Source organism: Streptomyces sp. NPDC050548, assembly GCF_044457385.1.
In the GTDB taxonomy this organism is placed as follows: domain Bacteria; phylum Actinomycetota; class Actinomycetes; order Streptomycetales; family Streptomycetaceae; genus Streptomyces.
Map to the genome: position 1 here is coordinate 116,008 of NZ_JBITGV010000022.1, position 26,667 is coordinate 142,674.

Sequence of the window (26,667 nt, forward strand, 5' to 3'; positions counted from 1 at the left end):
CCGGGCATCGTAGGCCCTAGTTGTATTGACCCGGAGGGTTGTTGACACGGCTGATGGGGGGGGTGGCCTCCGAGTGAGGTGTGGCAGCGGTGGTGGTTGTAGGTGTGCAGGAAGTCTGCCAGGGCGGCGGTGCGTTCGGTGTTGCTGGTGTAGGGCCGTAGGGAGGCCCATTCGTCGAGCAGGGTGCGGTTGAAGCGTTCGACCTTGCCGTTGGTCTGTGGCCGGTAGGCGCGGGTGAGTTTGCCGGTGGCGCCGAGGTCGGCCAGGGCCTGGCGCCAGGCGAGGCTCTTGCGGTAGGGCCAGGCGTTGTCGGTCAGGACGCGCTCGATGCGGTCGATACCGGAGGCGGCGAAGAAGGCCGCGGCCCGCCGCAGGAAGCCGGCGCAGGTGGCGGCCTTCTCGTCGCCGTGGATCTCGCTGTAGGCCAGGCGGGTGTGGTCGTCGACGGCGGAGTGGACGTAGTCGAAGCCCATGCTGCTGCGGGTGGCCCGGCCGGCCTGGCGTCCCAGCGCCTTGTGGCCGCCGCCGTCGGGGATCCGGCCGAGTTTCTTGACGTCGACGTGGATGAGTTCGCCGGGCTTGTCGCGTTCGTGGCGGCGGATGACCTGGCCGGTGGGCCGGTCCAGGAACGCGAGACGGTTGAGGCCGTGCCGGGTGAGGATGCGGTGCACGGTGGAGGCGGGCAGGCCCAGGATCGGTCCGATGCGGGCCGGGCCGAGTTTGCGGTCCTGACGCAGCCTGCACACCTGGGCCTCCACTGCCGGCGCAGTGCGGTGCGGTGTCGTCCGGGGGCGGCTGGAACGGTCGGCGAGGCCCGCCTCGCCCTCGGACCGCCAGCGCCGGATCCACTTGCGGGCGGTTGCGCGGGAGATGCCCATCTCGGCGGCGACATGGGCGACGGGGCGGCCGGAGCGGACACGTTCGACGAGCAGCCGCCTGCCGTGAACGGTCAGCCGGGCATTACGGTGGGACACGAAGGCCTCCGTACGGTGCAGTCATAGACAGCTCCACCACACCGGAGGTCTTCGCCATGATCAAGCCCGACCGGGTGTCAACAACGCTCGTGATCAATACAGCTAGCGCCGGTCCGGAAGCGGTACGCCCCAGCGGAGAAGGGTGCCGCTCTCGGGCGGCGCGGCCAGGGTGAGTTCACCGCCCAGGTTCCGCGCGCGCTCGCTGAGATTGCGCAGCCCGCTGCGGTGTCCGCCGTCGCCGATTCCGACGCCGTTGTCGGTGATGGTCAGGGTGAGCCGTTCCTTGCGGACGACGAGTGCGATCTCCGCGGACGAGGCGTGTGCGTGGCGGGCGATGTTCGACAGGGCTTCGCTCAGCACCGCCACGACTTCGTCCGCCATGGTGTGCGGGACGTCGGTGTCGAGCAGTCCCTCCATGAGCAGGGACGGGGTGAACCCCAGTGCGGGAACGGCCTCTTCGACGGTCTTGGAGGCACGGGCACGCAGGCCGTGGCCGGTGGCCGTGGTGTCGTGGGCGCGCAGGCCGAAGATAGTGGAGCGGATGATTTTGATGGTGGTGTCGAGGTCGTCGACGGCCCGGTTGATCCGCGCGGTTGCTTCCGGGTGCTCGACGTAGCGATGTGCGCTCTGCAGCGTCATTCCCGTGGCGAACAGCCGTTGGATGGCCAGGTCGTGGAGGTCGCGGGCGATGCGGTCGCGGTCCTCCAGCAGGCTCACCTGCTCGGCGGCCCTGCGTTTGTCGGCGAGTTCCAGCGCGAGGGCGGCCTGGCCCGCGAATCCGGGCAGCGGCACGATCTCCGCCTGGGTGAAGGGCGGGCGCCCCGTGGCACGGGCGAGTACGAGTACCCCGCGGTCTCCGTCACTGGTACTCATGGGAACGGCGACCGCGGGTCCCAGCCCCTTCCAGCGTTCGGGACGGTGGGTGACCCGAGGGTCGCAGTCCACATCCGAGGTGGTGATCAACTGCCCTGCGGCCAGGGCCGCCCCGCTCAGAGTCCCCTCGCGCGGCAGCCGCACGCCACGGTGCGGCGCGGCGCCTTCTCCGAGAGCGAGTACCCCGCGCAGTTCCAGCGAGCCCGGGGTGACCAGGTCGACCACGCCGAGGTCGGCCGAGGTGATGTCCTGTGCCCGGGTCAGCATCAGCTCCAGCACCTTCGTCTCCGGGGTCCCGGAGAGCAGGCCGCGGGTGAGCTCGGCGCCTGCCGCCATCCAGCGTTCTCTGACCTGTGCCTCCGCGTAGAGGCGGGCATTGTCGATCGCCACCCCTGCGGCTGCGGCCAGGGTCGACAGGACGGCTTCGTCCTCACTGTCGAACTGGGCGCCACCGCGCTTCTCGGTGAGGTAGAGGTTGCCGAACACCTCGCCTCTGACACTGACGGGCACCCCCAGGAAGGAGTGCATCGGCGGGTGGTGCGCGGGGAAGCCGCAGGAGGCCGCGTGGTGCGACAGCTCTGTCAGCCGCAGCGGTCGCGGATGGCTGATCAGTTCGCCGAGCATCCCGTGCCCGGCGGGCAGAGCCCCGATCCGTGCCTGCTCGGTCTCGCTGACACCGACCGTGAGGAACTGCGCGAGGCGCTGATCGGGACCTATGACACCCAGTGCACCGTATTCGGCGTCGACCAGAACCACCGCGGCCTCGGTGATGTGGCGCAGCACCTGGGACAGATCGAGTTCGCGCCCCACCGACAGGACCGCCTCCAGGAGACCGTGGAGGCGCCCCTGGGTGCCACGGACCAGACGGACCTGGGCCTGGATGTCTTCGAGCAGCCCGTCGAGACGCAGTCGTGGCACCGCATCGGGCCGGGTGGGTTCCTCGACGTTCACGTGCTGCCTCCGGTCGCTCGGTCGTCCCGGGTGGCCTGCCGTTGCCGGTGCCCGGTGGGTGGCGCGGGCAGGTCAGAACTGGTGCTCCGCGTCATGACAGGTGAGGCAGGTGATGCGGCGAGCGGGTTTCTTGAGGGTGGTCACACCCATACCTTCCGGCCGCTCCAGGTGCTGCGGGTTGACCTTGACGTGATCGGGGCAGAGCGCGGCGCCGCAGTTCCGGCAGACGGCGACGGCAGCGGTGCTCGTCCCGGTCTGGTGACAGTCGTAGCAGTTCATGCTTCTCTCTCCTGTCCGGGTGGCCGGCGGATACGGCGGGGTGCGCGAGCATGCCCGGTTGAATCTGGTCCTGGTGCGGCTGCACGCTCCAGCCGCAGGTGAGCCGTACGGCCCCGTTCCACCGTCTCGACGAGCGTGCGGCGGCCATAGGCCGGCATCTCCGCCAGGGCAGAGAGCCGAAGGGCAACGGCCACCGACGTCTCAGCGTGCTCTTCGGGCAGCTGTGGTGAGTCGTCCCACCCGCAGAGCCCGATCATCGTGCCCGGCAGTACGAACGGGAACACCGCGGGGAGGAGCAGTGCGTCCATGGGTACCGCCAGGGTTTCGATGGCCTGCCGAAGGAGGGCGGGGCAGGAGAAGGTGCCCCGCTGGACGCATCGGGTTGACCACGGACACCGTACGAAGGAGTCGGGACACCGACCCTGCGACAGGTGAGCGGAGTGATCCGGTGCGACATCGCGGTGGAAGCGGCGCAGCCAGGAACCAGGGCGGCACCATCCACACTAGTCCCCGCATCCGGTCCTGCACAGCGGCAGTCGCCCGGGGATGCCGGAATCAGACCAGGCCGGGGGGCACGGCCATCCAGCTCTTGTGCTCGATCAGACGTGAACGTCATGCGCGTCCCGTCCGCCTCGCATCGGGGCCATGGAGCGTAGGGTGAAGCCGTCGCCCCGGCCCCTGGTGGTGTTTCATCCACCGTCGTGTGCCCGCTGGGTGCGCGGCGTTCAGAAGGGCGCCGCTCCCGTGCGAACCGATCTCGAACAGCCCACCTCCGGCCAACCCGCTGCCGCACGGCCGGTGAGCCGTCGTAAGGCCCTGCAGATCCTCGGGCTTGGGTCCGGCGTCGTCGCGGTCGCCGGGGCCACCGGCCTGACCTGGCGGGCCGTCGACGGCGGCGTGTTCTCGACCGGGACCGGCTCCGCCTACGACGCCTGGGGCCGGGCGGACCCGGGCGGCCATCCGCTGAACCTGGTCGCCGCCGCGATCCTGGCCGCCAACGCCCACAACACCCAGCCTTGGCTGTTCACCGTCTCCGCCGACCGTATCGAGCTGTTCGCCGACATGTCCCGCACCACCGGGGCGATGGACCCGCTGCTGCGCGAGATGCAGATCTCGCTCGGCTGCGCCGTGGAGAACCTGGCGCTGGCCGCCGCGCCCAACGGCATGGCCGCGAAGGTGTCCTTCCTGCCCACCCCGTCCGACACCACCCACATCGCGACGGTGTCACTGACCCCGGCCGCAGCATCGGGCTCACCGCTGTTCGACGCCATCGCCGTACGCCACACCAGCCGTGGCGCCTACAGCACCAGCCGCACCGTGACCGGCAGCAGACTCGACGCGCTCAGCGCCTTGGCCGACATCCCCGGCACGCGGTTGGTCTGGTTCACCACCGCCGCACAGAAGAAGGCGTTCAGCGATCTGACCGTTCGCGCGACCCGGGCCATCATCGCCGACCCGCGGCAGGCCGCCGACGACTACCGCTGGTACCGCTCAGACTGGCACGACATCCAGCGGCACAAGGACGGCATCACCATCGATCCCTCCGGCCAGTCCGCAGTCGTCCGGACCCTCTCCAAGCTGCTGCCCACCACCCGTGAGCAGAACAACGACGGCTGGCTCAGCGGCACCCGCGACACCCAGCTCCCCACCGCTTCCGCTTTCGGCGCCCTGGTCGTACAGGATCCGCACGACCCCCTCCAGCGCCTGCGGGCCGGACGTGTCTGGCAGCGCATCCACCTCACGGCCACCACCCACGGGCTGGGGATGCAGCCGCTGTGCCAGATCCCCGAACGCGTCGACCGGGAGACCTCTGCCGGTCTCTCACCGGAGGTCACCGACGCCATCGCGGCGATGCTGCCCGCCGGCTCGCACGCGGTCATGACGTTCCGGATCGGATACCCCACCGCCACCGCGTTGCCGAGCCCTCGCCGGCCCGCCGCCGATGTCGTACGCGCGTAACGCACCCTGGAGGTTTCGATGAACGAGACATTGCGTCGGACCTGGCCCGCAGTGCTGGTGGCCGTCGTCGCGCTGCTCTACATGTGGATCGGGCTCACCGCCCACGGATGGGACCGGATCCTGGGTCTCGCCGGTGGCCCGGTCCTACTCGCCGCGCTCGCCGCGGCTCACCGCTCGGTGCCGGGCGCCATGGCGTTGCTGGCCGCCGGTTCGCTGCCCCTTGCCGTCACCACCTGGTGGAGCATCGCCACACCGCTCCTGGCCGTCCTGGCCCTGCTGCTGGGCTGGTTCGCCATCCGCAACCTCGGCCGACCGCAGGGCAGCACGGCATCCGTCACCTCCTTGGAGTCGCGGCCGTGATCGAGGCACGGCGGCTGACCAAGCGCTACGGCACGACACTGGCCGTGGACGACCTGACCGTCACCGTCGCTGCCGGACAGGTCACCGGGTTCCTCGGGCCCAACGGCAGTGGGAAGTCGACGACGATGCGGATGAACAGCGCGATCGCGGCTGCGGCGGAGATCGCCGAACCGGCCGACGTGCCACCGGCGTTGAAGGGGCCGAAGTTGTGCACCCGGATGAAGAGCAGGCCGATCGTGGCCATGAACAGCAGGGGCACGAACTTCAGGACGCTCGTCACGATCTGGGTGACCGCCATGTTGCGTACGCCGGACAGGTTGATGGCCGCCGGGATCCACAGGCCGGCCATCGCGATCACGATGGACCACGTTTTGGCATGTCCGGAGTTCCAGAACACCTCGACGTATCCGACCCAGGCCACGGCGATGGCGGCGTTGCCCGCCCAGGCCGTGATCCAGTACGACCACGCGTTGAGGAACCCGCCGAAGTCACCGAAGGCGTCCCTGGCGTACACGTACGGTCCGCCCGAGCCGGGCACCCGCTTGGACAGCGCGCCGAACGTGAACGCCAGAGCCAGCGCACCGACGGTGACCAGCACGAACGCGACCAGGCTGATCGGGCCGTACGGCGCCAGCGCGGACGGCAGCGCGAACACCCCGGTACCGATCACCGATCCGATGACCAGCGCGGTGGCCGTGGACAGACCGAACCGACCCGACGGTGCCGCCTCGTCCGGGGCCGGGGCCTGCGGAACCGGCGGGGCGGCGTCGGGCGCCTCGTTGTTCATGCGGGTACTCATAGGGGGCTTCCTCGCTGTCTGTTCACGTGCAGGGCCCGCGGCACCACGACGGGCACCGCAGGCTGTGGGCCTTGTCCACCGTGGTTCAGCCCGGGTTGTGGCGGTGGTCCGCTGCGGTGGCGGAGCGCGGCTCCCGCAGCGCGTGGCCGGAATCGCCGTCGCAGGGGGTGAACAGCACCCACAGTCCCGAGCGCAAGGAGGCGACGACGGAGCGCTCGGGAAGGCCGAGCAGGTGTGAAACGGCGGCGCAGGAGCGGTCTCCGATGAGGTGGAGGGCGAGTTCTACGCGGTCGAACGGGGAGGCGGCTATATCGGGACAGCGGTCCCTGGTAGCGGGCAGATGGGTGGGGGCGGGGTACGAGAGCGCTCGGTGAGGAGCGGGATCAGCAGCGGTGGGATCCTCTGCGGGGTCGTGGGCGGTGGCGGGCTCGGCGGGGTCGCTGAGCACTTCGGACAGGGCCGCGACGACTACGCCCGAGTCGCCCGTCATGAGGGTGGACAGGGTATGGATGGCCATCAGGTGACGGTCGCACCAGGCGACGACCGAGCGCCGGCGGGCGAGAAGCTGTTCGATCTGAAGCTCGTGGGATGACGCGTCGGCGGCCTGGGTCTTGTCCGGTGTGGTCACCACGGCCGGCTCCAGGTGCCGGGTTCGCCTGTTCTGGTGAGTGCCTGAGGGGTGGGCATGGTACCTCTATCCGGAAGCGGTCGGCACGGCGCCATGGCGCGGGACAGGGCGTGTGTCTTCGGGAGGGGAAACCCGGAGCAACGGTCCTCGCCGGTGCCCCAGGACATGGTCACGAGCTCCGGGCCCAGCACCGTGCGTCCGTGATGCGGCCTATGGGCAAGGGAGTCGGGATCGAGCCGGTGGCCGCAGGGGAAGGACCGGTCGGCCGTATGCAGGCCGCCCCGGTACATCCGTGTCAACTGGCAGTAAGCCGCCGGGGTCCAGGACGTCTGCCCCCACCGTAGCCCCATTCGGGTCAGGCACAAGGGGCCCCCGCGTCACTGTGCCGGTGGTCTGCCATGACGCCTCTCCTGGCAGGCCACCGGCACAGTGACGCGGTTGATCAGACGGTCATGGGAGCCCCGTTGAGTACGGGGTCCGGGCTGGTCGTGACGCGCTTGGCGGGCGGCGGTGTCGCGGAGCCTGCTGCCGCGGTCTCCCGGGCGAGGAAGGAGCCGAGTTCGCCGATGGTGCTCATCAGTGGAGCGGGGAAGACGACGGTGGTGTTCTTGTCGACGCCGATCTCCACCAGGCTCTGCAGGTTGCGGAGTTGGAGGGCCAGGGGGTGGTCCATCATGATGTCTGACGCTTCCCCGAGGGCTGCTGCGGCCAGGGACTCGCCCTGGGCGTTGATGATCTTCGCCCTCTTCTCCCGCTCGGCCTCGGCCTGGCGGGCCATGGCGCGCTTCATGCTGTCGGGCAGCTGGATGTCCTTGAGTTCGACCAGGGTGACCTCCACGCCCCACTCGACGGTGGCGACGTCGAGGATCTCGCGGATGTCGAGGTTGATGCGGTCGGTCTCCGACAGCGTCTCGTCCAGCGTGTGCTGTCCGACGACCTTGCGCAGGGTGGTCTGGGCGATCTGGTTGATCGCGGCGTGCACGTTCTCGATCGCGATGACCGACTTCACGGCATCCACGACACGGAAGTACGCCACCGCCGACACATCGACGCTGACGTTGTCGCGTGTGATGATCCCCTGCGACTGAATGGGCATCGTGACGATCCGCAGCGAGACCCGGTGCAGGACGTCGACGAACGGAATGATGAACCGCAGACCGGGAGATCGAGGCCCGACCAGCCGACCGAACCGGAACAGCACTCCCTGCTCGAACTGTTTGACGACCTTGATGGCCATGGCGAGAGCCACGACGACCAGCACGGCTACCACGACGATCAGGAAAATGAGTACTTCCATGGTGCTGCTCCTCAGATAGGGCACGAGACCCCTTGCCTCTCGGTGCTCCAGCCGGAGCCCGAAGGAAGACCGGAAGCTGGACCGGGCTCATGCGCCGGGAGCGGTGAAAGCCCCTTGGCGGCGGGCCAGGCCGGGCTCCGCAGTTCGTGCCGTGTTCCCAGCATGGCTCGCCGCCTCCGGTGCAGGCAGGGGCCGACCGGTCCCCATTTCGTTCGCCTCGGCCCGGATGCCGGGGGGTCATGCACACAGGGCCATGCGGCCCTGAGGTAGGGCCGGTCGGCCCGTCACGGGTTCGACGAGGATGCGTAGCGTGAAGCTGTGTGTCCGGTCTCCCCATAGCGGCCGGCGCATCTGCCCAGGCGTCCACCGAAGTCCCGGCGGCGCGAGCATGCGCTGCGCTCGGGCGAGCCGGCTCTGTTGGCAACCGACCGGCAGGAGAACGACATGGCTCAGCGCACCGACGAGAGGCCCTCGCCCGTCGTCGTGGGTGCCGACGGCTCGGCCTGCTCGCAGGCGGCACTGCGATGGGGCCTGGCGCAGGCCGAGTGGACCGGCAGCACCATCGAAGCGGTCGCCGCGTGGCAGTCCCCCGAGGTGTACGGATACACCCTTGGCTGGAGCCCGTCGGTGCCCGAAGGAACCGAGTTCGCCAAAATCGCCGAACAAGCCCTTCAGGAAACCGTGGCCGCGGTACGCGACCAACTGGACCACCCGGTCGAGGTGACGATCCGCGTGGCCGAGGGTCATCCCGTGCAGGTCCTGATGGACGCTGCCCGCACCGCGCAAATCCTGGTCCTGGGCAGCCGTGGCCACGGCACTTCACCGGCATCCTGCTCGGCTCGGTCAGCCAGCACTGCGTGCAGCACGCGCCCTGCCCGGTCGTTGTCATCCCCCAACCACGACCCGGGTGACGGGACGCTCACCGGCCGAGGACAACGGCCGCTCCCTCGTGGCGTGTTGGCCCTGACAGACAAGGGCTTCGAGGCACATCCGCACCATCCCAGGCACGTTCCTTCCCGGAAGAGCCCCTCATGACCCGGTCACCAGACCCCGCCGAGCGAGAAGCCGCGCTGCCCGGTGAGCCCGACAACGCCGAACAGGCCGACGAGCGGCGACAGCCGGCGGAACTCTTCCGCGACCTGCGCACCTCCCCCTCGGGCCTCACCAGCCGGGAGGCGGCCCGCAGGCAGCTGGTCTACGGCCCGAACGTGCTGACCCGTTCCGGCGGCAGGCGCTGGCCGGGCGAACTGCTCTCCCAGTTCACCCAGCCCCTGGCGATCCTGCTCGCCCTCGCCGCCGTCCTGGCATGGGCCGGAGGAACACCCGCCCTCTCCATCGCCGTTGTGGCCGTCATCCTCCTGAACGCCGGATTCGCCTTCGTCCAGGAGATGCAGGCCGAGCGAGCCGTGGAGGCACTGGCCGCTTTCCTGCCGCCCACCGCCAGGGTGGTACGCGACAAGGTGCGGTGCGAGATCGCGGCCAAGGACCTCGTGCCCGGCGACATCCTCATCGTCTCCGAGGGCGACCGGGTCTGCGCCGACGCCCGGATCATCGAGGGCACCCTCACGCTCGACCTGTCCTCACTGACCGGTGAATCGCTTCCGGTGACCCGATCGCCCGACCCGTCCGACAAGACCGGCTCCCTCCTGGAGGCACACGAACTCGTCTTCAGCGGCACCACCTGCAGCGGCGGCGAGGCGGAAGCGGTCGTGACCCGGACCGGCATGTACACCGAACTGGGCCGCATCGCCGCGCTGTCGCAGCGCGTGCACACGGAACGCAGCCCGCTGGAGAAGCAGGTGCGGCGGGCCACCTGGATCATCGCCGTCGTCGCGGTCGCGATCGGCGCGGCCTTCCTGCCCATCGGCGTCGCCGCCGGGCTGGGCTGGACCGCGGCCATCAGCTTCTCCATCGGACTGATCGTCGCCAACGTCCCCGAGGGACTGCTGCCCACCATCACCCTGGCCCTTGCCGCGGGAGTGCGGGAACTCGCGCGTGGAGGCGCCGTCGTCAAACGCCTCTCGGCGGTAGAGACCCTGGGATCGACGACCGTGGTCTGCACGGACAAGACCGGCACCCTCACCGAGAACAGGATGCGGGTCACCCGGCTGTGGCTGGCGGGCAGCGAGATGGACGCGGACCGGGCCGTTCACGAGCCACAGGCGGCACTCCTCGCAGCGAGCGGCGCCGCCTGCACCACCGCGGAGGCACCCACACCGGCACAGCCGCAGGGCAGCGGAGACCCCACCGAACTCGCGATCCTGCGCCTGGCCGAGGACCTCGACGTCGCCGTCGAGCCCGCCCGGCGCAAGGCCGCACGCCGCACGATCTTCCCCTTCGACGCCCACCTGAAGCGCATGTCCACCGTGAACGACGAGGCAGGCGCCGCCACGGTGCACACCAACGGTGCCCCCGAAGCCGTCCTGCCCTGTTGCACGCACCTCCTCGACCCGCAGGGAAAGGAGGTGGAACTGGACGCCACCGTGCGCGCAGAACTGAACACCACCATCGACGGCTACGCGGCTTCCGGACTGCGGGTGCTCGCCATCGCCCACCATGTCCTGGACCACGGGGAGATGGTGCCGGTGGACCGGTCGGCAGCGGAATCCGGTCTGACCCTGATCGGCCTGGTGGCCATGGCGGACCCGGCACGTGCCGGCGTCGCCGACGCCGTCAAGGACGCGCACCATGCCGGAATCCGTATCCACGTCATCACCGGCGACTACGGTCTCACCGCCGCGGAAATAGCCCGCCAGGTAGGTATCGGCCACGTCGGCAGCCCGGTCCTCGCAGGCGACGTACTGGACCGGATGGGCGACAAGGATCTCGACGAACTGCTCGCGCAGCGACAGGAGATCGTCTTCGCCCGCACCTCACCGGAAGCCAAACTGCGTATCTGCGAAGCCCTGCGAGCGCAGGGCGAGGTAGTGGCGATGACCGGAGACGGCGTCAACGACGCCCCCGCACTGCGCCACGCCGACATCGGTGTCGCCATGGGCAAGTCGGGAACGGACGTGGCCCGTGAGGCAGCGACGATGGTGCTCACCGACGACAACTTCGCAACCATCGTCTCCGCGGTCGACGCGGGACGACGCGTCTTCGACAACGTCCGCAAGTTCGTGCTCTACATCTTCGCCCACGCGGTGCCCGAGGTCGTTCCCTTCCTCGTCTTCGCACTCTCCGGCGGTCAGATCCCGCTGCCGCTGACGGTCCTGCAGATCCTGGCGATCGACCTCGGCACCGAAACCCTGCCCGCGCTCGCACTGGGACGCGAGCCCGCCGAGCCCGGACTCATGTCCCGCCCGCCCCGCCCCCGCACGACAGGAGTCATCGACCGGGCCCTGCTCTTCCGCGCATGGGCGTTCTTGGGAACCATCTCCGCGGTCCTGGTCATGGGCGGATTCCTCTTCACCCTGTGGCACGCCGGCTGGCACCCAGGTGACCCCACGGGCGGCGGCACTCCCCTGCACCAGGCATATCTGGAAGCGACGACCATCACGTTCGTCGGCATCGTCGCCTGCCAGATCGGCACAGCCTTCGCCGCCCGCACCGACCGCGCCTCCCTGTTCACCGTCGGCATCTGGACCAACCGCCTGCTCCTGTGGGGCATCGCCTTCGAGCTGGTCTTCACCGCGGCAGTCGTCTACGCACCGCCCCTCCAGCACATCTTCGGCACGGCAGCCCTCAGCCCGGCTCAGCTCGCAGTCATCGCACCGTTCCCGCTCATCGTCTGGGGAGCCGACGAAGCCCTCCGCTGGGTCCGGCGCCACCACGATGCAACCAAGGCCACATCGCTCAAAACTCCCCCGACCGCGCACTTCGCAGCGCGGCACCCGGCGGACGAGGCAGGGTGAGCAGCGGGATCAGTACCGCTGGCTCGGCAGACAGGAGATGCTGTCGGCCACCGCTACGCTCCGCTTCGTGCCTCCCCACCGCAACTCCATGACAGGTCCTCCTCCTTCCCAGGCGTTCGGGCACTGTCTCCTTCGCACGCTCGCCAATCGGCACCACAACGGGGCGCGGCCGTAGCCACAGCGCGAGAACCAGTCCCCTAAGAAGTCATCTCATTTGGTTGGGTAAGCTGTCAGTCGTGGCGAGGATCGTTGAGCGGCTGGTGCCGGATGAGTTGTGGGAGCTGTTTCAGCGGGTGGTGCCGGAGGCGCCCTCGCGGCCCCAGGGTGGGGGCCGACGCCGGCACGGTGACCGCGAAGTGCTGGCCGCAATCGTCTTCGTGGCGACGTCGGGCTGCACGTGGCAGCAGTTGCCGACCGCGTCGTTCGGTCCGTCCGGCGCGACGGCCCACCGGCGTTTCACCGAGTGGTCGAAGGCTCGGGTGTGGGCCAAACTCCACCGTCTGGTGCTCGACGAACTCGGATCTCGTGGCGAGTTGGACTGGTCGCGGTGCGCGATCGACTCGGTGAACATGCGGGCCCTGAAAAAGGGGAACTGACAGGTCCGAATCCTGTAGACCGGGGTAAGTACGGGTCAAAGATCCACTTGATCACGGAGCGCACCGGACTGCCCCTGTCCATCGGCATCTCGGGCGCCAACACGCACGACAGCCAGGCACTGATCCCCTTGGTGCAGGGCATACCGCCGATCCGATCCCGCCGGGGACCCCGGCGGCGCAGGCCCCGCAAACTCCACCCGGACAAGGGCTATGACTGCAGCCACCTGCGGCGATGGTTATCCAGCCGAGGGATCCGGCACCGCATCGCCCGCAGAGGCATTGACTCCTCGACCCGTCTGGGCCGCCACCGTTGGACCATAGAACGCACGATGTCCTGGCTCGCTGGATGCCGCCGATTGCACCGCCGCTACGAGCGCAAGGCCGAGCACTTCCTGGCCTTCACCAGCATCGCCTGCACCCTCATCTGCTACCGCAGACTCGCCAAATGAGATGACTTCTAAAGACCCCGCCATCAGCGCTCTAGCTGAAGACGGGGTCTTCGCGTGTGTGCAGGCGGATGCCGCCAAAAGCAGCCGTTTGCCAGTGATCACGTAAGGGTGACGTAATGATCTTGAGGGCGTGCGCTGCAGGTCAAAGTCGGTTTCCAGGTCATCCTGCAGCACTCCCATTCTGTCCGCGAACTGTGCCGAGCGCATGCACTGTTGTGGCCTCCCCGTGTCCGGCGCAGTGCATCACCGCCCCGCCCTCCGATTCGGGCACCCTCGGGCCGGACCTCCCCGCCGACCGGCTGAGCGTCACCGTCGGTGTCGGGGCCTCGCTCTTCGACGACCGCTACGGGCTGGCGAAGCTCATGCCCCGCCGGCTGACCGCGATGCCGTCGTTCCCCGACGACGATCTCAACGCCGACTGGTGTCACGGCGATCTGAGCGTGCAGTTCTGCGCCGACAGCGCGGACACGGTGCTGCACGCGCTGCGCGATGTCACCCGGCACACGCGCGGCGGCCTCCAAGTGCGGTGGCGGACGGACGGGTTCATCAGTCCGCCGCGCCCCTCGGGCACCCCGCGCAACCACCTGGGGTTCAAGGACGGCATCTCCAACCCGGAGGTGACCGACGCCCGCGCGATGAACGACCTTGTGTGGGTGGGCGGTAGCGGCGGCGAACCGGACTGGGCGACCGGCGGCAGCTATCAAGTCGTACGGCTGATCCGGATGTTGGTGGAGTTCTGGGACCGCGTCTCCCTCACCGAGCAGGAGCGGATGTTCGGGCGCGCCCGGGACACCGGCGCCCCGCTGGACGGACGGCACGAGAAGGACACGCCGAACTTCGCGCAGGACCCGCAGGGCGATGTGATCCCGCTCGACAGCCACATCCGGCTGGCCAACCCGCGCACCACGCAGAGTGCCGATCAGCGCATTCTGCGGCGGGGTTACAACTACGACCGGGGCATGGACAGCAACGGCAACCTCGACATGGGTCTGCTGTTCTGCTGCTACCAGCAGGACCTGGCCCGGCAGTTCGAGACCGTGCAGAAACGCCTGGCCGGTGCACCACTGGTCGACTACATCTCCCCGTACGGCGACGGCTACTTCTTCGCCCTGCCCGGCGTGCGGGACACCTCCGACTGGCTCGGCCGCACCCTGCTGACCTGAGAAACCGCCGATCTGAGACTAGGGTCAAGAACAGGCCAACAAACCATGAGAATCTCCTGACCCGCCGTTCGCCCTGACGTCATTGCCGCTCCCCCGGGCCGCCGCCACCATTGCGCAGGATCCGCCCGTAGATGGCACAAACATCGAATGTGCGGGCCCGGCCCTGGACTTCGATGCTCCCTCGGAAGGCGAGACAGCATGATCGGCACAGGAAGATCCTCAGGTGGGCGACGTCACGTGACGCGCATTGGCGCCTTGCTCGGCGCTGCCGCACTGGCGACCGCCGGCGGGGCCGTCCCCGCGTCGGCGAACTCCGGCGGTCACCACCCCTCCGGCAGCACGCACACGTCGACGCCGATCAAGCACGTGGTCGTCATCTACGACGAGAACGTCTCCTTCGACCACTATTTCGCCACCTACCCGAAGGCCGCGAACACCGACGGCACGACGTTCAAGGCCGCCGCGCACACGCCGAAGGCCGACAACCTGCTCAACGCCGGGCTGCTGACCACGAACCCGAACCTGTACACGCCCAAGCGGCTGAGCAGTTCACAGGCCATGACCTGCGACCAGAACCACTCCTACGGCCCCGAGCAGTACGCGGCCGACGGCGGCAAGGCCGACAAGTACGTCGAGAACACCGAGGTCAACAAGTGCTCCGGCCTCTTCGGTGAGCCCGGCCTGGTGATGGACTACTACGACGGCAACACCGTCACGGGCCTGTGGAACTACGCCCAGCAGTACTCCCTCAACGACAAGTCGTTCAGCTCGGTCTACGGCCCCTCGACGCCCGGCGCCCTGAACCTGATCTCCGGTCAGACCCACGGCGTGATCTCCGTCGACCCGGCCTCCGGCACCGAGAACCCGAAGCAGACGACGACCCCGGACTCGTACACCGTGGTCTCCCCGAACGCCAAGGGCGTCGGCACGGTCATCAACGACCCCGACCCGGCCTACGACGACTGCTCGGACAAGGACCACACGAGCACCAACGCGCTCGCGGCGATGCAGGGCGAGAACATCGGTGACCTGCTCAACAACAAGGGCGTGAGCTGGGGCTGGTTCCAGGGCGGCTTCCGGCCGAGCACCGCGTGGGACGGCAAGAGCGGTGACTACGCCAAGTGCGCCGGCACCACCCACACCAACGTCGGCGGCGCCGCGGTGGTCGACTACAGCCCGCACCACTCGCCGTTCGAGTACTACAAGTCGACGTCCAACCCGCACCACCTGGCCCCGAAGTCCATCGCCGAGATCGGCCACAACGGGCGCGCGAACCACAACTACGACCTCACGGACTTCGACGCCGCCCTCAAGACCGGCAACCTTCCCGCGGTGAGCTTCCTGAAGGCGGCCGAGTACCAGGACGGCCACGCCGGTTACTCCGACCCGACCGACGAGCAGAACTTCCTGATCAAGGAGATCAACGCGCTGCAGCAGTCCCCGGAGTGGAAGTCCACCGCTGTCGTGGTCGCCTACGACGACTCCGACGGCTGGTACGACCACGTCGCTTCGAAGGTGCGCAACGGCTCCACGGACTCCACCGTCGGTTCCAACGGCAAGGCCCTCGACAGTGCAGCCTGCCAGTCCGGTCCGGCCGCCAAGGGTGGCTACTCGGACCGCTGCGGACCGGGCACCCGGCAGCCGCTGCTGGTCATCTCGCCGTACAGCAAGGTCAACAAGGTCGACCACACCGCCACCGAGCAGGCGTCGATCACCCGGTTCATCGAGAACAACTGGCACACCGGCCGTATCGGTGATGCGTCCTTCGACCAGCGGGCGGGCAGCCTCACCCACATGTTCGACTTCAAGCACCCCAACAACAAGCAGGTGCTGCTGAACACGGACGGCTCCGTCAAGTCCGTGAAGCCGATCCCGCGCCACTACGCCCAGACGGCGTCGTCCGCCTCCACGCACGCCCCGTACCCGGCGTACGTGCAGGACCTCAAGGCGCAGAACGTCGCCGACCGCAGCTCCACCTCCCCGGCCCTGCCGATCGCCCTCGGCGCCGGCCTGCTGACCGCCGGCACGATGACCACCGTGTTCGCGCTACGCCGCCGCAGGGCGCGTGCGGGGACCCCGACGGCGGCCGTGTAGGCACCAGCCTCTCTCCGACCAACCCGACGGTCCCGGCCAGGTACAGGCCGGGACCGTCTCCCTTTGCTCGTCCTACTCGTCTTGCTCGTCCTACTCGTCTTGCTCGTTCTACTCGTCGGCGATCCAGTTCTCGAATGCCGTCAGGTGCCCCTCGGAGGCGGCGAGCAGGTTGGTGTACACCTGGCGCGTGTCCGGGGCGGTGAGTCCGGACAGCGCCTTGTTCAGTGCGGCGATGTCGTCGGTCTCGACCGTACGGCCCGCCTTCAGGGCTCCGGTCAGGCTGTCCTCGCCCTGCTTCAGGAGCCGGTCGTAGGTGGCCTGGACGCCGGGGTCGGTGAACTCACCGGCCGGCTTTCCGGCGGTCGGGTCGGTCACGTCGTAGCGGTCCAGCAGGGTGCGCACGGCGGTCAGGTGCTGGGTCTCGGCCGACGCGATCCGCTCGAAGACCCGCACGTCGTAGCGTTCGGCGAACGCCGTGTAGAGGTCGTGCGCGAGCTTCTCCTCATCGGCCATGCTCGCCAGCGTGGCCTTCTGAGCGGCCGTCAGGGTGCCCTGCTCGGCCAGGGCGGCTCCGTTGCAGGTTCCGTCGTGCTGCCGGATGCCGTCCGTGGTGACGCCGTGGTGACGCGCCTGGTGCTGCGCGTCCGTCATCATGCTCTGGGACATGGTCTGCCCGGCCACCGGCCCGCCGCTGCCGGGGTCCGCGATCACCGGGCCCACCGCCAGCACGCCGCCGATGGCGAGAGCGCCTGCGGTGACCGCTGTCGCGATCTTGATGTTGCGCCTCATGGCGAACCTCCTCGGTTCCGTGGGAGCGTCTCCCGTTCCCACACCGTCACCGTCGCGCCGGGCCCTGCAGTCGCCGTGCGGTGCGTGTGGAGACGGGATGGAGACATCGGCCGGGCGGGTTGGGGCTGTTCGGCCCCTCCCGGGGGCGTGCGCGTGGCGCGTAGGTGTGGGACATGGCCACCACCGTGCTCGTCGTCGAGGACGCGAAGGAGATCCGCGAGCTGCTGCGCCGCTACCTGGAGCGCGCCGGATACGGCGTGCTGACGACCGGCTCGGGCGCCGAGGCCGTACGGCTGCTCGGCGAGCGTGGGATCGACTTGACACTCCTGGATCTCGGACTGGCGGACGTGGACGGGGACGAGGTGCTGCGCGAGGCCCGCGAGCACGGACGGGTGCCGGTGGTGGTGCTGACCGCGCGCAGCACCGTCGAGGACCGCATCCACGGGCTGCGGCTGGGCGCCGACGACTACGTGACCAAGCCGTTCAGTCCCACCGAGGTGGTGCTGCGGGTGGGCGCGGTGCTGCAGCGCGCCCGGGGTACGGCGACGGGGGCGGCGCCCGTTGCGTCGTACGGCGAAGGACGGCTGCGGATCGACGAGGCCCGGCACGAGGCGGCCCTCGACGGAGTGCCGATGGAGCTGACGCCCACCGAGTGGGGTCTGCTGACCACGCTGGCGTCGGTGCCGGGCCGGGTGTATTCGCGCTATGAGCTGGTCAACCGGGTGCGCGGCTATGAGTTCGCCGGGTACGAGCGGACGATCGACTCACACGTGAAGAACCTGCGCCACAAGCTCGGGAGCGCCGGCCCCGACCTCGTGGAGACAGTGCTGACCGTGGGCTACCGGCTGGGGTGGGCCCATGACACGTGAGGCACGTTCGCCGCGCTCCGGCATTCGACCGTCCGCTGGGCTCGGCCCGCTCGGCCGACGGCTGTTCGCCGCGTTCGCCGTGGTGGCACTGGCGTCCGTGGCCCTGCTGACGGTCGCTGCGCTCGTCGGAACCGACCGCGGGCTCAGCAGTGCCCACCAGGCGGACCGTCAGCGCACCGCCTCCCGGGTGGCCGCGGCCGCTTCCGACGCCTACCGGACCGCTGGCGGCTGGGCATCGGCCGACCTGTCGGCCGCGCGCTCCGTCGCAACCGGCGCCGGCGCGGTGCTCACCGTGCGCGACGCGGACAACGAGATGATGTCCGGTGGCTCCGGCGCCGGGTCGGAGGACGAGCACGGCATGTCCGGCTCGGGCCCCGGGCATCACGGGCAGGGCACCGGATCGGGACCCGCCGCGAGCGCGCCCGTGGTGGCCGACGGCAGCACCGTCGGCTCCGTACGTCTCGTCTTCTCGGCCGACTCCGGGTCGGCGGGCCTGTCCGTCGCCTGGGGCTGGGTGGCCGCGGCTGCCGTCGGCGCCGTCACCCTGGCGTTGGCCGTGAGCTGGTTCGTCACCCGGCGGCTGACCGCTCCCGTGGTCCGGGTCGCGGCCACCGCCCGCGCGCTCGCCGGCGGAGACCGCACCGCGAGGGCCCGCGTCGACGCGCCCGGGGAACTCGGCGACCTCTCTCGCGCCTTCGACGCCATGGCCGACGACGTCAACCACGTCGAGCAGGCCCGCCACCGGCTCGCAGCGGACGTCGCCCACGAACTGCGTACGCCCCTGGCCTCGTTGCAGGCGGGGCTCGAGGAACTGCGCGACGGCTACGCCGACCCGTCGGCCGAGCGCCTGGCCTCCCTGCACGACCAGGCCCTGCGGCTGGGCCGTGTCGTCGGTGACCTCGGGGAACTGGCGGAGGCGGAGGCGGCCCGGCTGTGCCTGCGTCTGACCGAGGTGGATGTGACCGCCCTGGCCGGCGCTGCCGCGGCCGAGCGCGAGGCGGAGCTGCGCACGGCAGGTATGACGGTTCACATCGCCCCGGGCCCCGCTCCCCTGCTGGTCCGCGCGGACGCCGACCGGTTGCACCAGGCCCTCGGCAACCTGCTGAGCAACGCCGCCCGTCACTGCCGTCCCGGCGACACCGTCACGGTCACCACCTCCGCCACGCCCTCCGAGGCGCTCGTGGAGGTGGCGGACACCGGCCCGGGCATCCCCGCCGACGAGCTGCCGCACGTCTTCGACCGTCTGTGGCGCGGGGGCCGCGCTCGTTCCTCGGGCGGCAGCGGCATCGGTCTGGCCGTGGTCAAAGAGCTGGTCACCGCCCACGGCGGCACGGTCACGGCGGACTCCGGACCGGGCGGCGGGACACGGATGACGCTGCGGCTGCCCAGGTCCGCGCCACACGGCTCACGGCTCGTTTCCGGCCTCGGCGCCGAGCCGCTTCTTACCTCCCAGGCAAATACCCCCAGGGGTATTTGACGCTCCCCTCCGGGCCGCCGTACTCTCGCCAGAGAGATACCCCCGGGGGTAATTGAGGAGGCAACGAAGTGGCTCGTGAAGTGACACAGGAAGCGTTCAAGGTGGCCTGGGCCGACGGCGCGCTCGTGGTCGACGTCCGGGAAGCGGACGAGTACGCGGCCGGGCACGTACCGGGCGCACGGCTGATGGCGCTGCGCACCGTGCCCGCGAGGTGCGGTGAACTGCCCACCGACCGGCCGGTGTTCGTGATCTGCGCCAGCGGCAACCGCAGCAGGACCGCCGCCGACCGGATGACCTCCCGCGGCCTCGACGCCTACTCCGTGGCCGGCGGCACCTCCGCCTGGGCCCGCGCCGGACGCCCGGTCGCGGCCGGTTCGCACGAGCACGCCGCCTGACCCCGGCCGACACCCGCACAACGGCCAGTTGGACCAGTTGGAAAGGAGCACCGCCTTGGCCGCCACACCCTCCCCCACCGACGCACCGATCTCCGGTCACCATCGCGTCGCCGTCATCGGCGGCGGCAGCGCCGGCATCAGCGTCGCCGCCCGCCTGCGCCGCGCCGGCGTCAGTGACATCACCCTGATCGAACCGTCCGACACGCACTGGTACCAACCCCTGTGGACTCTGGTCGGCGGCGGCCAGGCCCCGTTGCGTGCCACCCGCCGCCCCGAAGCGTCCGTGATACCCGACGGGGTTCGCTGGATCCGCCGGCGCGCCCAGTCCGTCGACCCCGAAGCCCGCACGGTGACTCTCTCCGGTGGCGACGAACTCACCTACGAGCACCTGGTCTTGGCGCCCGGCCTCCAGCTCGACTGGGGCGGCGTGCCCGGCCTGGCCGAGGCGATCGGCCACGACCGGGTGAGCAGCAACTACGCACCCGAGTACGCCCCGCGCACCTGGGACCTGATCAGGAACATGCGCTCGGGCACGGCCGTCTTCACCCACCCGGCCACACCCCTGAAGTGCGGCGGCGCCCCGCAGAAGATCGCCTACCTGGCCGCCGACCACTGGCGCAAGCAGAAGGTCCTGGACGACATCCGCGTCATCCTCGTCATCCCGGACGCGGCGATGTTCAAGGTGCCCGCCTGGTCACAGGTCCTGGAGAAGGTGGCCGCCCGCTACGGCATCGAGGTGCGGCTGCGCTCCGAGATGACCGCAGTCGACGGCAACGCCCGCGAGCTCACCGTCACCGACCACGCGAACGGCACGAAGGAGACCATCGGCTACGACCTCCTGCACGCCGTCCCACCGCAGAGCGCACCCGACTGGATCAAGACGGGCCCGCTCGCCGACCCGGCAAGCCCGCAGGGGTTCGTTACCGCGGACAAGCACACGCTCCAACACCCGTCCTACGACAACGTCTTCGCGCTCGGTGACGTGGCGAACCTGCCCACCTCGAAGACCGGTGCCGCGGTGCGCAAGCAGGCCCCGGTCGTGGCCGGCAATCTGCTCGACGTGATGAACGGCCGGGCTCCGTCACACCGTTACGACGGCTACACGTCCTGTCCGCTGGTGACCGCCCGGGACCGGATGCTGCTCGCCGAGTTCGACTACGACCTCAACCCCACCCCGTCGTTCCCGCTGCTCGACCCGTTCAAGGAGCGGCGCACGATGTGGGTGTTCAAGCGGTACGGCCTGCCGCCGATCTACTGGCACGGCATGCTCACCGGCCGCCTCTGACCGGTCGGCCCGGGCATCCCCCGGCCCGGGCCGACCACCGTCCCCGCCCTCCGACAAGGGCGGACCAGACCCTTCTATATACCCCCAGGGGTAATTGAATCCTTCTGACACGGAGGTCACCCGCTCATGTTCTTCGCCCAGTACTACCTCGACTGCCTCTCCCAGGCGTCGTACCTGATCGCCGACGAAACCACCGGCAGGGCCGTCGTCGTCGACCCGCGTCGCGACGTCTCCGAATACCTCACGGACGCCGCCGAGCACGGTTTCACCATCGAGGCCGTCGTCAACACCCACTTCCACGCGGACTTCCTCGCCGGTCACCTGGAGCTGGCCGACCGTACCGGCGCCTGGATCGGCTACGGGCAGCGCGCCGAGGCGGAGTACCCCATCCGCAAACTGACCGACGGCGAGCGGATCAGCCTCGGCGACGTCCAGCTGCAGATCCTCGAAACCCCGGGCCACACCCCGGAGTCGATCAGCGTCCTGGTGTACGAGCACGCCGCCGACACCGTCCCCTACGGCGTCCTCACCGGCGACGCGCTGTTCATCGGCGACGTGGGCCGGCCCGACCTGCTCGCCTCGATCGGCGTGACCGCCGACGAACTCGGCAAGATGCTCTACGACACCATCCAGCACAAACTGATGGCCCTCCCGGACGCGGTGCGCGTCTTCCCCGCACATGGCGCCGGCTCTGCCTGCGGCAAGAACCTCTCCACCCAGCGCCAGTCCACCATCGGTGAACAGCGCGCCACCAACTACGCCTGCCGGCCCATGAGCGAGGAGAAGTTCGTCTCGCTGGTGACCGAGGGCCAGCCGTCCGCTCCCGCCTACTTCGTCTACGACGCCATCCTCAACCGCAAGGAGCACGGACTGTTCGACGCGACCTCCGCGCCCCGGCCGCTGTCCGTCGAGGAGTTCATGCAGCGGCGCGCGGCGGGGGCGGTCGTCCTCGACGCCCGCTCGCCGCAGGACTTCGCGCCCGGGTATCTGCGCGGCTCGGTCAACGTGCCCGCGGACGGCCGCTTCGCCGAGCAGGCCGGCATGGTCGTCGCCCCCGAGCAGGACGTCGTCGTCATAGCGCCCCAGGACCGCGAGGAGGAGGTCGTCACCCGGCTCGCCCGGATCGGCTTCGACAAGGTCGGCGGCTACCTGCGCGAGCCCGAGGGCGCCTTCCCCGAGCTGGCCGACGAGATGGAACAGGCCAGCCGCCTGACCGCCGGCGAACTGCGCCACCTACTCGACGGTGACGAACCCCCGCTCGTCCTCGACGTGCGCAACACCGCCGAACGCGAAGAGGGCTTCGTCGAGGGCTCCCTGCACATCCCGCTCGCCGAACTCGCCCGCCGTATCGACGAGATCCCGGCCGGCCGGCCCCTGGTCGTCCACTGCGCGGGCGGCCACCGCTCCTCCATCGCGGCCAGCCTGCTGCGCCATGAGGACCGCACCGACGTCTCCGACCTGCTCGGCGGCTACGGCGCCTGGCTCGCCCTGCCCGCATCGGCCGACGTCTGACCCATCCCGCTCCCGGGCGGCGGCCGAAACCGTCGGCCGCCGCCCGGCCCCCCTCACAAGAAGAACGCTTCACGGACAGCAGGGACCCCCGATGACCATCCACGCCGACAAACCCCGACTCGATCCCGCGGCCCTGCGCGACCTGACGCAGGAGGGCGAAGGCCCGCGCCTGCTGGACGTGCGTACGCCCGGCGAGTTCCGCACCGCCCACATCCCCGGCTCCTACAACGTCCCCCTCGACACCCTGCGCGAGCACCGCGGCGAACTGCTGCACCACCTCGACGAGGACGTCATACTCATCTGCCGCTCCGGCGCCCGCGCCACCCAGGCCGAACAGGCCCTGGCCGAAGCCGGACTGCCCAACCTGCGCGTCCTCGACGGCGGCGTCATGGCGTGGGAGACCACTGGCGGCCCGCTCACCCGGGGCCCCGAACGCTGGGACCTGGAGCGCCAGGTGCGCCTGGTCGCCGGATCCATCGTGGTGGTCACCGGTATCGCGGGCCTGTTCCTGCCCGGACTACACCTGATCGGCACGGCCGTCGGGGCCGGGCTGACCGTCGCCGCGCTCACCAACACCTGTGCACTGGGCATGCTGCTGGCGAAGCTGCCCTACAACCGCGGCCCGCGCACCGACCTCGACACGGTCGTCGCCGCCCTGCGGGGCCCGTCGTGATCGCCCTGGTCGTCGCCGCGTCCCTGCTGATCGGGGCCGGCCTGGGCGTCCTGGGCGGGGGCGGGTCCATCCTGACCGTGCCGGTCCTCGTCTACCTGGCCGGGATGGAGACCAAGGAGGCCATCGCCACCTCCCTGTTCGTCGTCGGTGTGACCAGCGCCGCCGGAGTCGTCCCGCATGCCCGTGCCGGGCGGGTGCGGTGGCGCACCGGGCTGATGTTCGGCGTGGCCGGCATGAGCGGCGCGTACGCGGGCGGCCGCCTGGCGGCGTTCGTCCCCGGCACCGTGCTGCTCCTCCTGTTCGCCCTCATGATGATCGCCACCGCCGTCGTCATGATCCGCGGCCGTCGGAAGCCGCAGCGGATCCGCCACGAACTTCCTGTGGGACCCGTCCTGTTGAACGGCGTCGCCGTCGGCCTCGTCACCGGGCTCGTCGGTGCCGGCGGCGGTTTCCTCATCGTCCCCGCGCTGGCCCTGTTCGGCGGGTTGCCGATGTCCGTCGCCGCCGCCACGTCGCTGCAGGTGATCGCCCTCCAGTCGTTCGCGGGGTTCGCCGGTCATCTCTCCGGTGTGCACATCGACTGGGCGCTCGCCGCCGTCGTCACGTCGACCGCCGTCGTCGGCAGCCTGGTCGGCGGCCGTCTCGCCGGGCGCATCCCGCAGGACGCGCTGCGCAGGGCTTTCGGCTGGTTCGTCGCCGCCATGGGCGTCTTCGTGCTGGCCCAGCAGATCCCCCCGGGTGTGCGCGGCACCCTTGTGACGAATCCATGGGTCTGGTCCATGACGGCCGCGACCGCCGGGGCCCTGTTCAGCTGGTACGTGCTACACCGCTCCGGGCGGACCCCGGACCGGGCCGACGACGCGTCAGGGCCCGCAGTCGAGGAGGACGGTCGCCCGTACCCGCATCCCTCACACCAGGACACGGCGTCCAGCCACGCCACCCGGTCACCGCTCGATACGTAGCGGCGTAACCCCGCCTCCGACGAACACGCCCCAAGGAGCTGTCCCGTGAAGGACACGGCACTCGTGAACGAGGTAGACGACTCGCAGGCCGAGGTGCTCAACCGGCTGCGTCGGGCGCAGGGACAGCTGGCCGCGGTCATCGCCATGATCCAGACGGGACGCGACCGCAAGGACGTCGTCACCCAACTGGCCGCGGTCTCCCACGCCTTGGACCGGGCCGGCTTCAAGATCGTGGCCGGCGGCATGCTCCAGTGCCTGGCCGAACGACAGCAGGGACACATCCCTCCGCTGACCGAGGCCGAACTGGAGAAACTGTTCCTGGCGCTCGCATGATCCCGGGCGCCCTGTCCCAGGGGGTGTGCAGGTGTTTTCCTTCCCCGTCATCACCGGGTCGGCCATCGAGCCGGGCCGCCACTGCCCCGACACCCGCCCGGCCGCCCCAGCGACACCAGCGGCGGACCAGCGCGCCCGCCAAGACGTCCGGGCGCGGCTCATGAGCCGGTTCCCGGATGTCCCGGCCGAGACACTGGCGACGGCAGCGGCAGAGGCGTTCACGTACTTCGCGGACGCGCGTGTCCGGCACTACGTTCCCGTTCTGGCCTTCAAGCGCGCCGCACGGCAGCTGTCCGCCGGCTTCGACACCCGGGACGATGCGGGCGGTGCGGCATGAGACCGACACCGAAGTGCGTCATCGACCGCTCTCGTCCCTGCAACGCCTGCATCGCCCCGGATCCCAGCAGCTGCCCCTACCCGTATCTGCTCGCCGGGGACGACGCGGAAGACCCGGACGACGGCCACAGTACGGACGAGGATTCCACTGACCCGGAACGACCGGGGGAATGAGGTACGCACGATGGACGCAGCGGGCTGGGACGAGCGGTATCGCGGCAGCGAGCTGGTGTGGAAGGCCGGGCCCAACCGGTTCGTCGAGGAGGAGCTGGCCGGTCTGCAGCCGTCCGGACGGGCGGTGGATCTCGCCGCCGGCGAGGGCCGCAACGCGGTCTGGCTCGCGGAGCGGGGCTGGGAGGTGGACGCCGTCGACTTCTCCGCCGTCGCGCTGGAGAAGGCCGAGCAGATGGCCGCCGGCCGCGGCGTGCGGCTGCACACCGTCCGCACCGATCTCACGGCCTGGGCTCCCCGCGAGGCGACGTACGACCTGGCGCTGATCGCCTATCTGCATCTGCCGTGGCCGGAGATGTCCCAGGTACTGCCCCGGGCCGCCACTGCCGTACGCAAGGGCGGCACCCTGCTGCTCGTCGGCCACGACGCGGCCAATCCCGAGCACGGTCACGGCGGTCCGCAGGATCCACGCGTGCTCTACAGCGCCGGGCAGGTCGCCGATCTGTGGCGGCCGTACGCCGACATCCTGCGGGCCGAAACGGTCACCCGGCCGGTGACCGACGCCGAGGGCGGAAGCCGTACGGCCCTCGACGCGCTCGTCCACGCCGTGCGGCGATGAGGCCGTCCGGCGAGGCCATGCCGGGTCAGGCTGGCGTGCCGGGCTTCGTCGCCAGGTACCAGTCGGTGAGCTTGACGCTGTCGTCGGCCAGCCGGGCCTCCAGTTCCACCTGGGTGCGCGGGGCTCCCAGGACGACGTCCTCGCCGGGATTCCAGTTGGCGGGGCAGGAGACGCCGGCCTGGCGAGCGCGGCACCGACACCCTCGGGCCGCCCCCGAAAAGCGGCCCTTCCTTCTGACTTCGGCGACGGGCACGTCACTCCAGGATCCGCAGGTATTCGCGGTCGCCGAGGAGTTCCAGACGGCGCCAGAGCACCGGGTTGTCCGACGACTGGCTGGCGATGGGGGTCCCTCCCGGTCGAGCGAAGCCGAGACTGGGGGAAGGCGATGGCGCGGCGCTGTCGCTGCCGTGGCACCGGTTCGACGACTCGGCACTCGGCCGGGTCACGGCCCGTGAAGGACGTGCCGAACTCGGCGTTCAACCGGTCCGCCACCTCCTGGGGCAGGGTCCAGCCCAGGACGGCGACACCGGTCCGGCGGGCGGCAAGCAGTGCGGCTTCGGTGGCTCGTTGGTGGTCCCGGTGTCCTGTGACACCTCCCGTGTCGAACACGAGCAGGTGACTGGGGCGCTCCTCGCCGATGAGGCGGGTGACGTGCGCGGTGAGCCGGTACGACGGGATGTCGCCCAGGCCGCCGTCCGGATGTCCGGCCAGTTCCACGCGCTGTACGCCCAGTTCCCGTGCGGCGCTGGCGAGTTCGCCCGCGCGGACGGCGTGCAGGTCGCCGGGCCTGCCGTGCAGGGTGGACGCCTCACCGTGGGTGAAGCAGAGGACCGTCGTGGGCACGCCGCCGTCGGACAGAAGGGCCAGCAGTGCGCCCAGCCCGAACGACTCGTCGTCGGGATGGGCGACCACCGCCAGCACGCCCCGCACTCCGTCCGGCAGACCGCGCCCCGAGCCAGTACCGGTCATC

23 protein-coding genes and 5 pseudogenes are annotated in these 26,667 nt (G+C 70.1%); 19 read left to right on the forward strand and 9 right to left on the reverse strand.

Annotated elements, in window-relative coordinates:
• Positions 1-16 precede the first annotated feature (16 nt).
• From ACIBJH_RS41335 to ACIBJH_RS41345, 3 genes and pseudogenes are all read right to left on the reverse strand, one after another.
• Positions 17-974: pseudogene (locus tag ACIBJH_RS41335) on the reverse strand (IS481 family transposase).
• Between the two features lie 102 nt (positions 975-1,076).
• On the reverse strand, positions 1,077-2,798 hold the full coding sequence (locus tag ACIBJH_RS41340) for a GAF domain-containing protein (RefSeq protein WP_399122097.1): 1,722 nt from the start codon (positions 2,796-2,798) through the stop codon (positions 1,077-1,079).
• Between the two features lie 72 nt (positions 2,799-2,870).
• The gene (locus tag ACIBJH_RS41345; RefSeq protein ID WP_362984531.1) at positions 2,871-3,077 is read right to left on the reverse strand and encodes a DUF2180 family protein; all 207 of its coding nucleotides are present in this window, start codon (positions 3,075-3,077) and stop codon (positions 2,871-2,873) included.
• A 98-nt stretch (positions 3,078-3,175) separates the two neighbouring features.
• Between ACIBJH_RS41345 and ACIBJH_RS41350 the strand changes: the two genes are divergently transcribed.
• The 4 genes and pseudogenes from ACIBJH_RS41350 to ACIBJH_RS41365 all read left to right on the forward strand — a co-directional run.
• A complete protein-coding gene (locus ACIBJH_RS41350; RefSeq protein WP_399122098.1) occupies positions 3,176-3,307 on the forward strand; it encodes a hypothetical protein in 132 nt (43 codons plus the stop codon).
• 514 nt (positions 3,308-3,821) lie between these two features.
• Positions 3,822-5,036, forward strand: coding sequence for an Acg family FMN-binding oxidoreductase (locus tag ACIBJH_RS41355; RefSeq protein ID WP_399122100.1), 1,215 nt, complete (start codon positions 3,822-3,824; stop codon positions 5,034-5,036).
• Between the two features lie 18 nt (positions 5,037-5,054).
• A complete protein-coding gene (locus ACIBJH_RS41360) occupies positions 5,055-5,396 on the forward strand; it encodes a hypothetical protein (protein WP_399122102.1) in 342 nt (113 codons plus the stop codon).
• A pseudogene (locus ACIBJH_RS41365) lies at positions 5,393-5,530 on the forward strand (ATP-binding cassette domain-containing protein); the annotation flags it as partial. The gene ACIBJH_RS41360 and the pseudogene ACIBJH_RS41365, both read left to right, overlap by 4 nt.
• A 119-nt stretch (positions 5,531-5,649) precedes the next feature.
• Here ACIBJH_RS41365 and ACIBJH_RS41370 read toward each other — a convergent pair.
• From ACIBJH_RS41370 to ACIBJH_RS41380, 3 genes and pseudogenes are all read right to left on the reverse strand, one after another.
• Positions 5,650-6,195 (reverse strand): annotated as a pseudogene (locus ACIBJH_RS41370) (amino acid permease); the annotation flags it as partial.
• Positions 6,196-6,280: 85 nt separating this feature from the next.
• Positions 6,281-6,826 carry a hypothetical protein gene (locus tag ACIBJH_RS41375; protein ID WP_399122103.1) on the reverse strand — a complete coding sequence of 182 codons (546 nt, stop codon included), beginning with the start codon at positions 6,824-6,826 and terminating at the stop codon, positions 6,281-6,283.
• Positions 6,827-7,265: 439 nt separating this feature from the next.
• Complete coding sequence (locus ACIBJH_RS41380) at positions 7,266-8,120, reverse strand: slipin family protein (RefSeq protein ID WP_399122104.1); 855 nt, start codon at positions 8,118-8,120, stop codon at positions 7,266-7,268.
• A 444-nt stretch (positions 8,121-8,564) separates the two neighbouring features.
• Here ACIBJH_RS41380 and ACIBJH_RS41385 point away from each other — a divergent pair.
• From ACIBJH_RS41385 to ACIBJH_RS41405, 5 genes and pseudogenes are all read left to right on the forward strand, one after another.
• Positions 8,565-9,031 (forward strand): annotated as a pseudogene (locus tag ACIBJH_RS41385) (universal stress protein).
• 120 nt (positions 9,032-9,151) lie between these two features.
• Entirely contained in the window at positions 9,152-11,974 is a 2,823-nt protein-coding gene (locus ACIBJH_RS41390; protein ID WP_399122105.1) for a cation-translocating P-type ATPase, read from the forward strand.
• A gap of 245 nt (positions 11,975-12,219) precedes the next feature.
• Positions 12,220-13,019 (forward strand): IS5 family transposase gene (locus ACIBJH_RS41395; protein ID WP_399122139.1). Its coding sequence is split into 2 segments (ribosomal slippage): positions 12,220-12,568 and positions 12,568-13,019, totalling 801 coding nucleotides; the frame shifts between segments, so codons are not numbered across the junction.
• A gap of 215 nt (positions 13,020-13,234) precedes the next feature.
• Entirely contained in the window at positions 13,235-14,182 is a 948-nt protein-coding gene (locus tag ACIBJH_RS41400; protein WP_399122106.1) for a Dyp-type peroxidase, read from the forward strand.
• A 198-nt stretch (positions 14,183-14,380) separates the two neighbouring features.
• Positions 14,381-16,276 (forward strand): phospholipase C, encoded by a 1,896-nt coding sequence (locus tag ACIBJH_RS41405; RefSeq protein ID WP_399122107.1) that lies wholly within the window; start codon positions 14,381-14,383, stop codon positions 16,274-16,276.
• Between the two features lie 108 nt (positions 16,277-16,384).
• Here ACIBJH_RS41405 and ACIBJH_RS41410 read toward each other — a convergent pair whose 3' ends face one another.
• Complete coding sequence (locus ACIBJH_RS41410) at positions 16,385-17,065, reverse strand: DUF2202 domain-containing protein (protein ID WP_399122108.1); 681 nt, start codon at positions 17,063-17,065, stop codon at positions 16,385-16,387.
• Positions 17,066-17,238: 173 nt separating this feature from the next.
• On the opposite strand from ACIBJH_RS41410, the gene ACIBJH_RS41415 reads away from it, so the two are divergent.
• The 10 genes from ACIBJH_RS41415 (at position 17,239) to ACIBJH_RS41460 (ending at position 25,697) form a co-directional block, all read left to right on the forward strand.
• Positions 17,239-17,934, forward strand: a complete 696-nt coding sequence (locus tag ACIBJH_RS41415) for a response regulator transcription factor (RefSeq protein ID WP_399122109.1) — start codon at positions 17,239-17,241, stop codon at positions 17,932-17,934.
• Positions 17,924-19,411 carry a sensor histidine kinase gene (locus ACIBJH_RS41420; RefSeq protein ID WP_399122110.1) on the forward strand — a complete coding sequence of 496 codons (1,488 nt, stop codon included), beginning with the start codon at positions 17,924-17,926 and terminating at the stop codon, positions 19,409-19,411. Before ACIBJH_RS41415 ends, ACIBJH_RS41420 begins: the two co-directional genes overlap by 11 nt.
• 68 nt (positions 19,412-19,479) lie before the next feature.
• The gene (locus ACIBJH_RS41425; protein WP_399122111.1) at positions 19,480-19,806 is read left to right on the forward strand and encodes a rhodanese-like domain-containing protein; all 327 of its coding nucleotides are present in this window, start codon (positions 19,480-19,482) and stop codon (positions 19,804-19,806) included.
• A gap of 55 nt (positions 19,807-19,861) precedes the next feature.
• Positions 19,862-21,091, forward strand: a complete 1,230-nt coding sequence (locus ACIBJH_RS41430; protein WP_399122112.1) for an FAD-dependent oxidoreductase — start codon at positions 19,862-19,864, stop codon at positions 21,089-21,091.
• A gap of 126 nt (positions 21,092-21,217) precedes the next feature.
• Positions 21,218-22,603 carry a rhodanese-like domain-containing protein gene (locus ACIBJH_RS41435; RefSeq protein WP_399122113.1) on the forward strand — a complete coding sequence of 462 codons (1,386 nt, stop codon included), beginning with the start codon at positions 21,218-21,220 and terminating at the stop codon, positions 22,601-22,603.
• A 91-nt stretch (positions 22,604-22,694) separates the two neighbouring features.
• Entirely contained in the window at positions 22,695-23,276 is a 582-nt protein-coding gene (locus ACIBJH_RS41440) for a rhodanese-like domain-containing protein (RefSeq protein WP_399122114.1), read from the forward strand.
• The gene (locus ACIBJH_RS41445) at positions 23,273-24,238 is read left to right on the forward strand and encodes a sulfite exporter TauE/SafE family protein (RefSeq protein ID WP_399122115.1); all 966 of its coding nucleotides are present in this window, start codon (positions 23,273-23,275) and stop codon (positions 24,236-24,238) included. Before ACIBJH_RS41440 ends, ACIBJH_RS41445 begins: the two co-directional genes overlap by 4 nt.
• Positions 24,239-24,301: 63 nt before the next feature.
• Positions 24,302-24,571: a metal-sensitive transcriptional regulator gene (locus ACIBJH_RS41450; RefSeq protein WP_399122140.1), complete on the forward strand. Its 270-nt coding sequence runs from the start codon at positions 24,302-24,304 to the stop codon at positions 24,569-24,571.
• Between the two features lie 31 nt (positions 24,572-24,602).
• Complete coding sequence (locus ACIBJH_RS41455; RefSeq protein WP_399122116.1) at positions 24,603-24,908, forward strand: three-helix bundle dimerization domain-containing protein; 306 nt, start codon at positions 24,603-24,605, stop codon at positions 24,906-24,908.
• Positions 24,909-25,091: 183 nt separating this feature from the next.
• Positions 25,092-25,697 carry a class I SAM-dependent methyltransferase gene (locus ACIBJH_RS41460; RefSeq protein ID WP_399122117.1) on the forward strand — a complete coding sequence of 202 codons (606 nt, stop codon included), beginning with the start codon at positions 25,092-25,094 and terminating at the stop codon, positions 25,695-25,697.
• A 25-nt stretch (positions 25,698-25,722) separates the two neighbouring features.
• Here ACIBJH_RS41460 and ACIBJH_RS41465 read toward each other — a convergent pair whose 3' ends face one another.
• Positions 25,723-25,950 (reverse strand): hypothetical protein, encoded by a 228-nt coding sequence (locus tag ACIBJH_RS41465; RefSeq protein WP_399122118.1) that lies wholly within the window; start codon positions 25,948-25,950, stop codon positions 25,723-25,725.
• A gap of 350 nt (positions 25,951-26,300) precedes the next feature.
• Positions 26,301-26,666, reverse strand: a pseudogene (locus tag ACIBJH_RS41470) (PIG-L deacetylase family protein); the annotation flags it as partial.
• Position 26,667 lies beyond the last annotated feature (1 nt).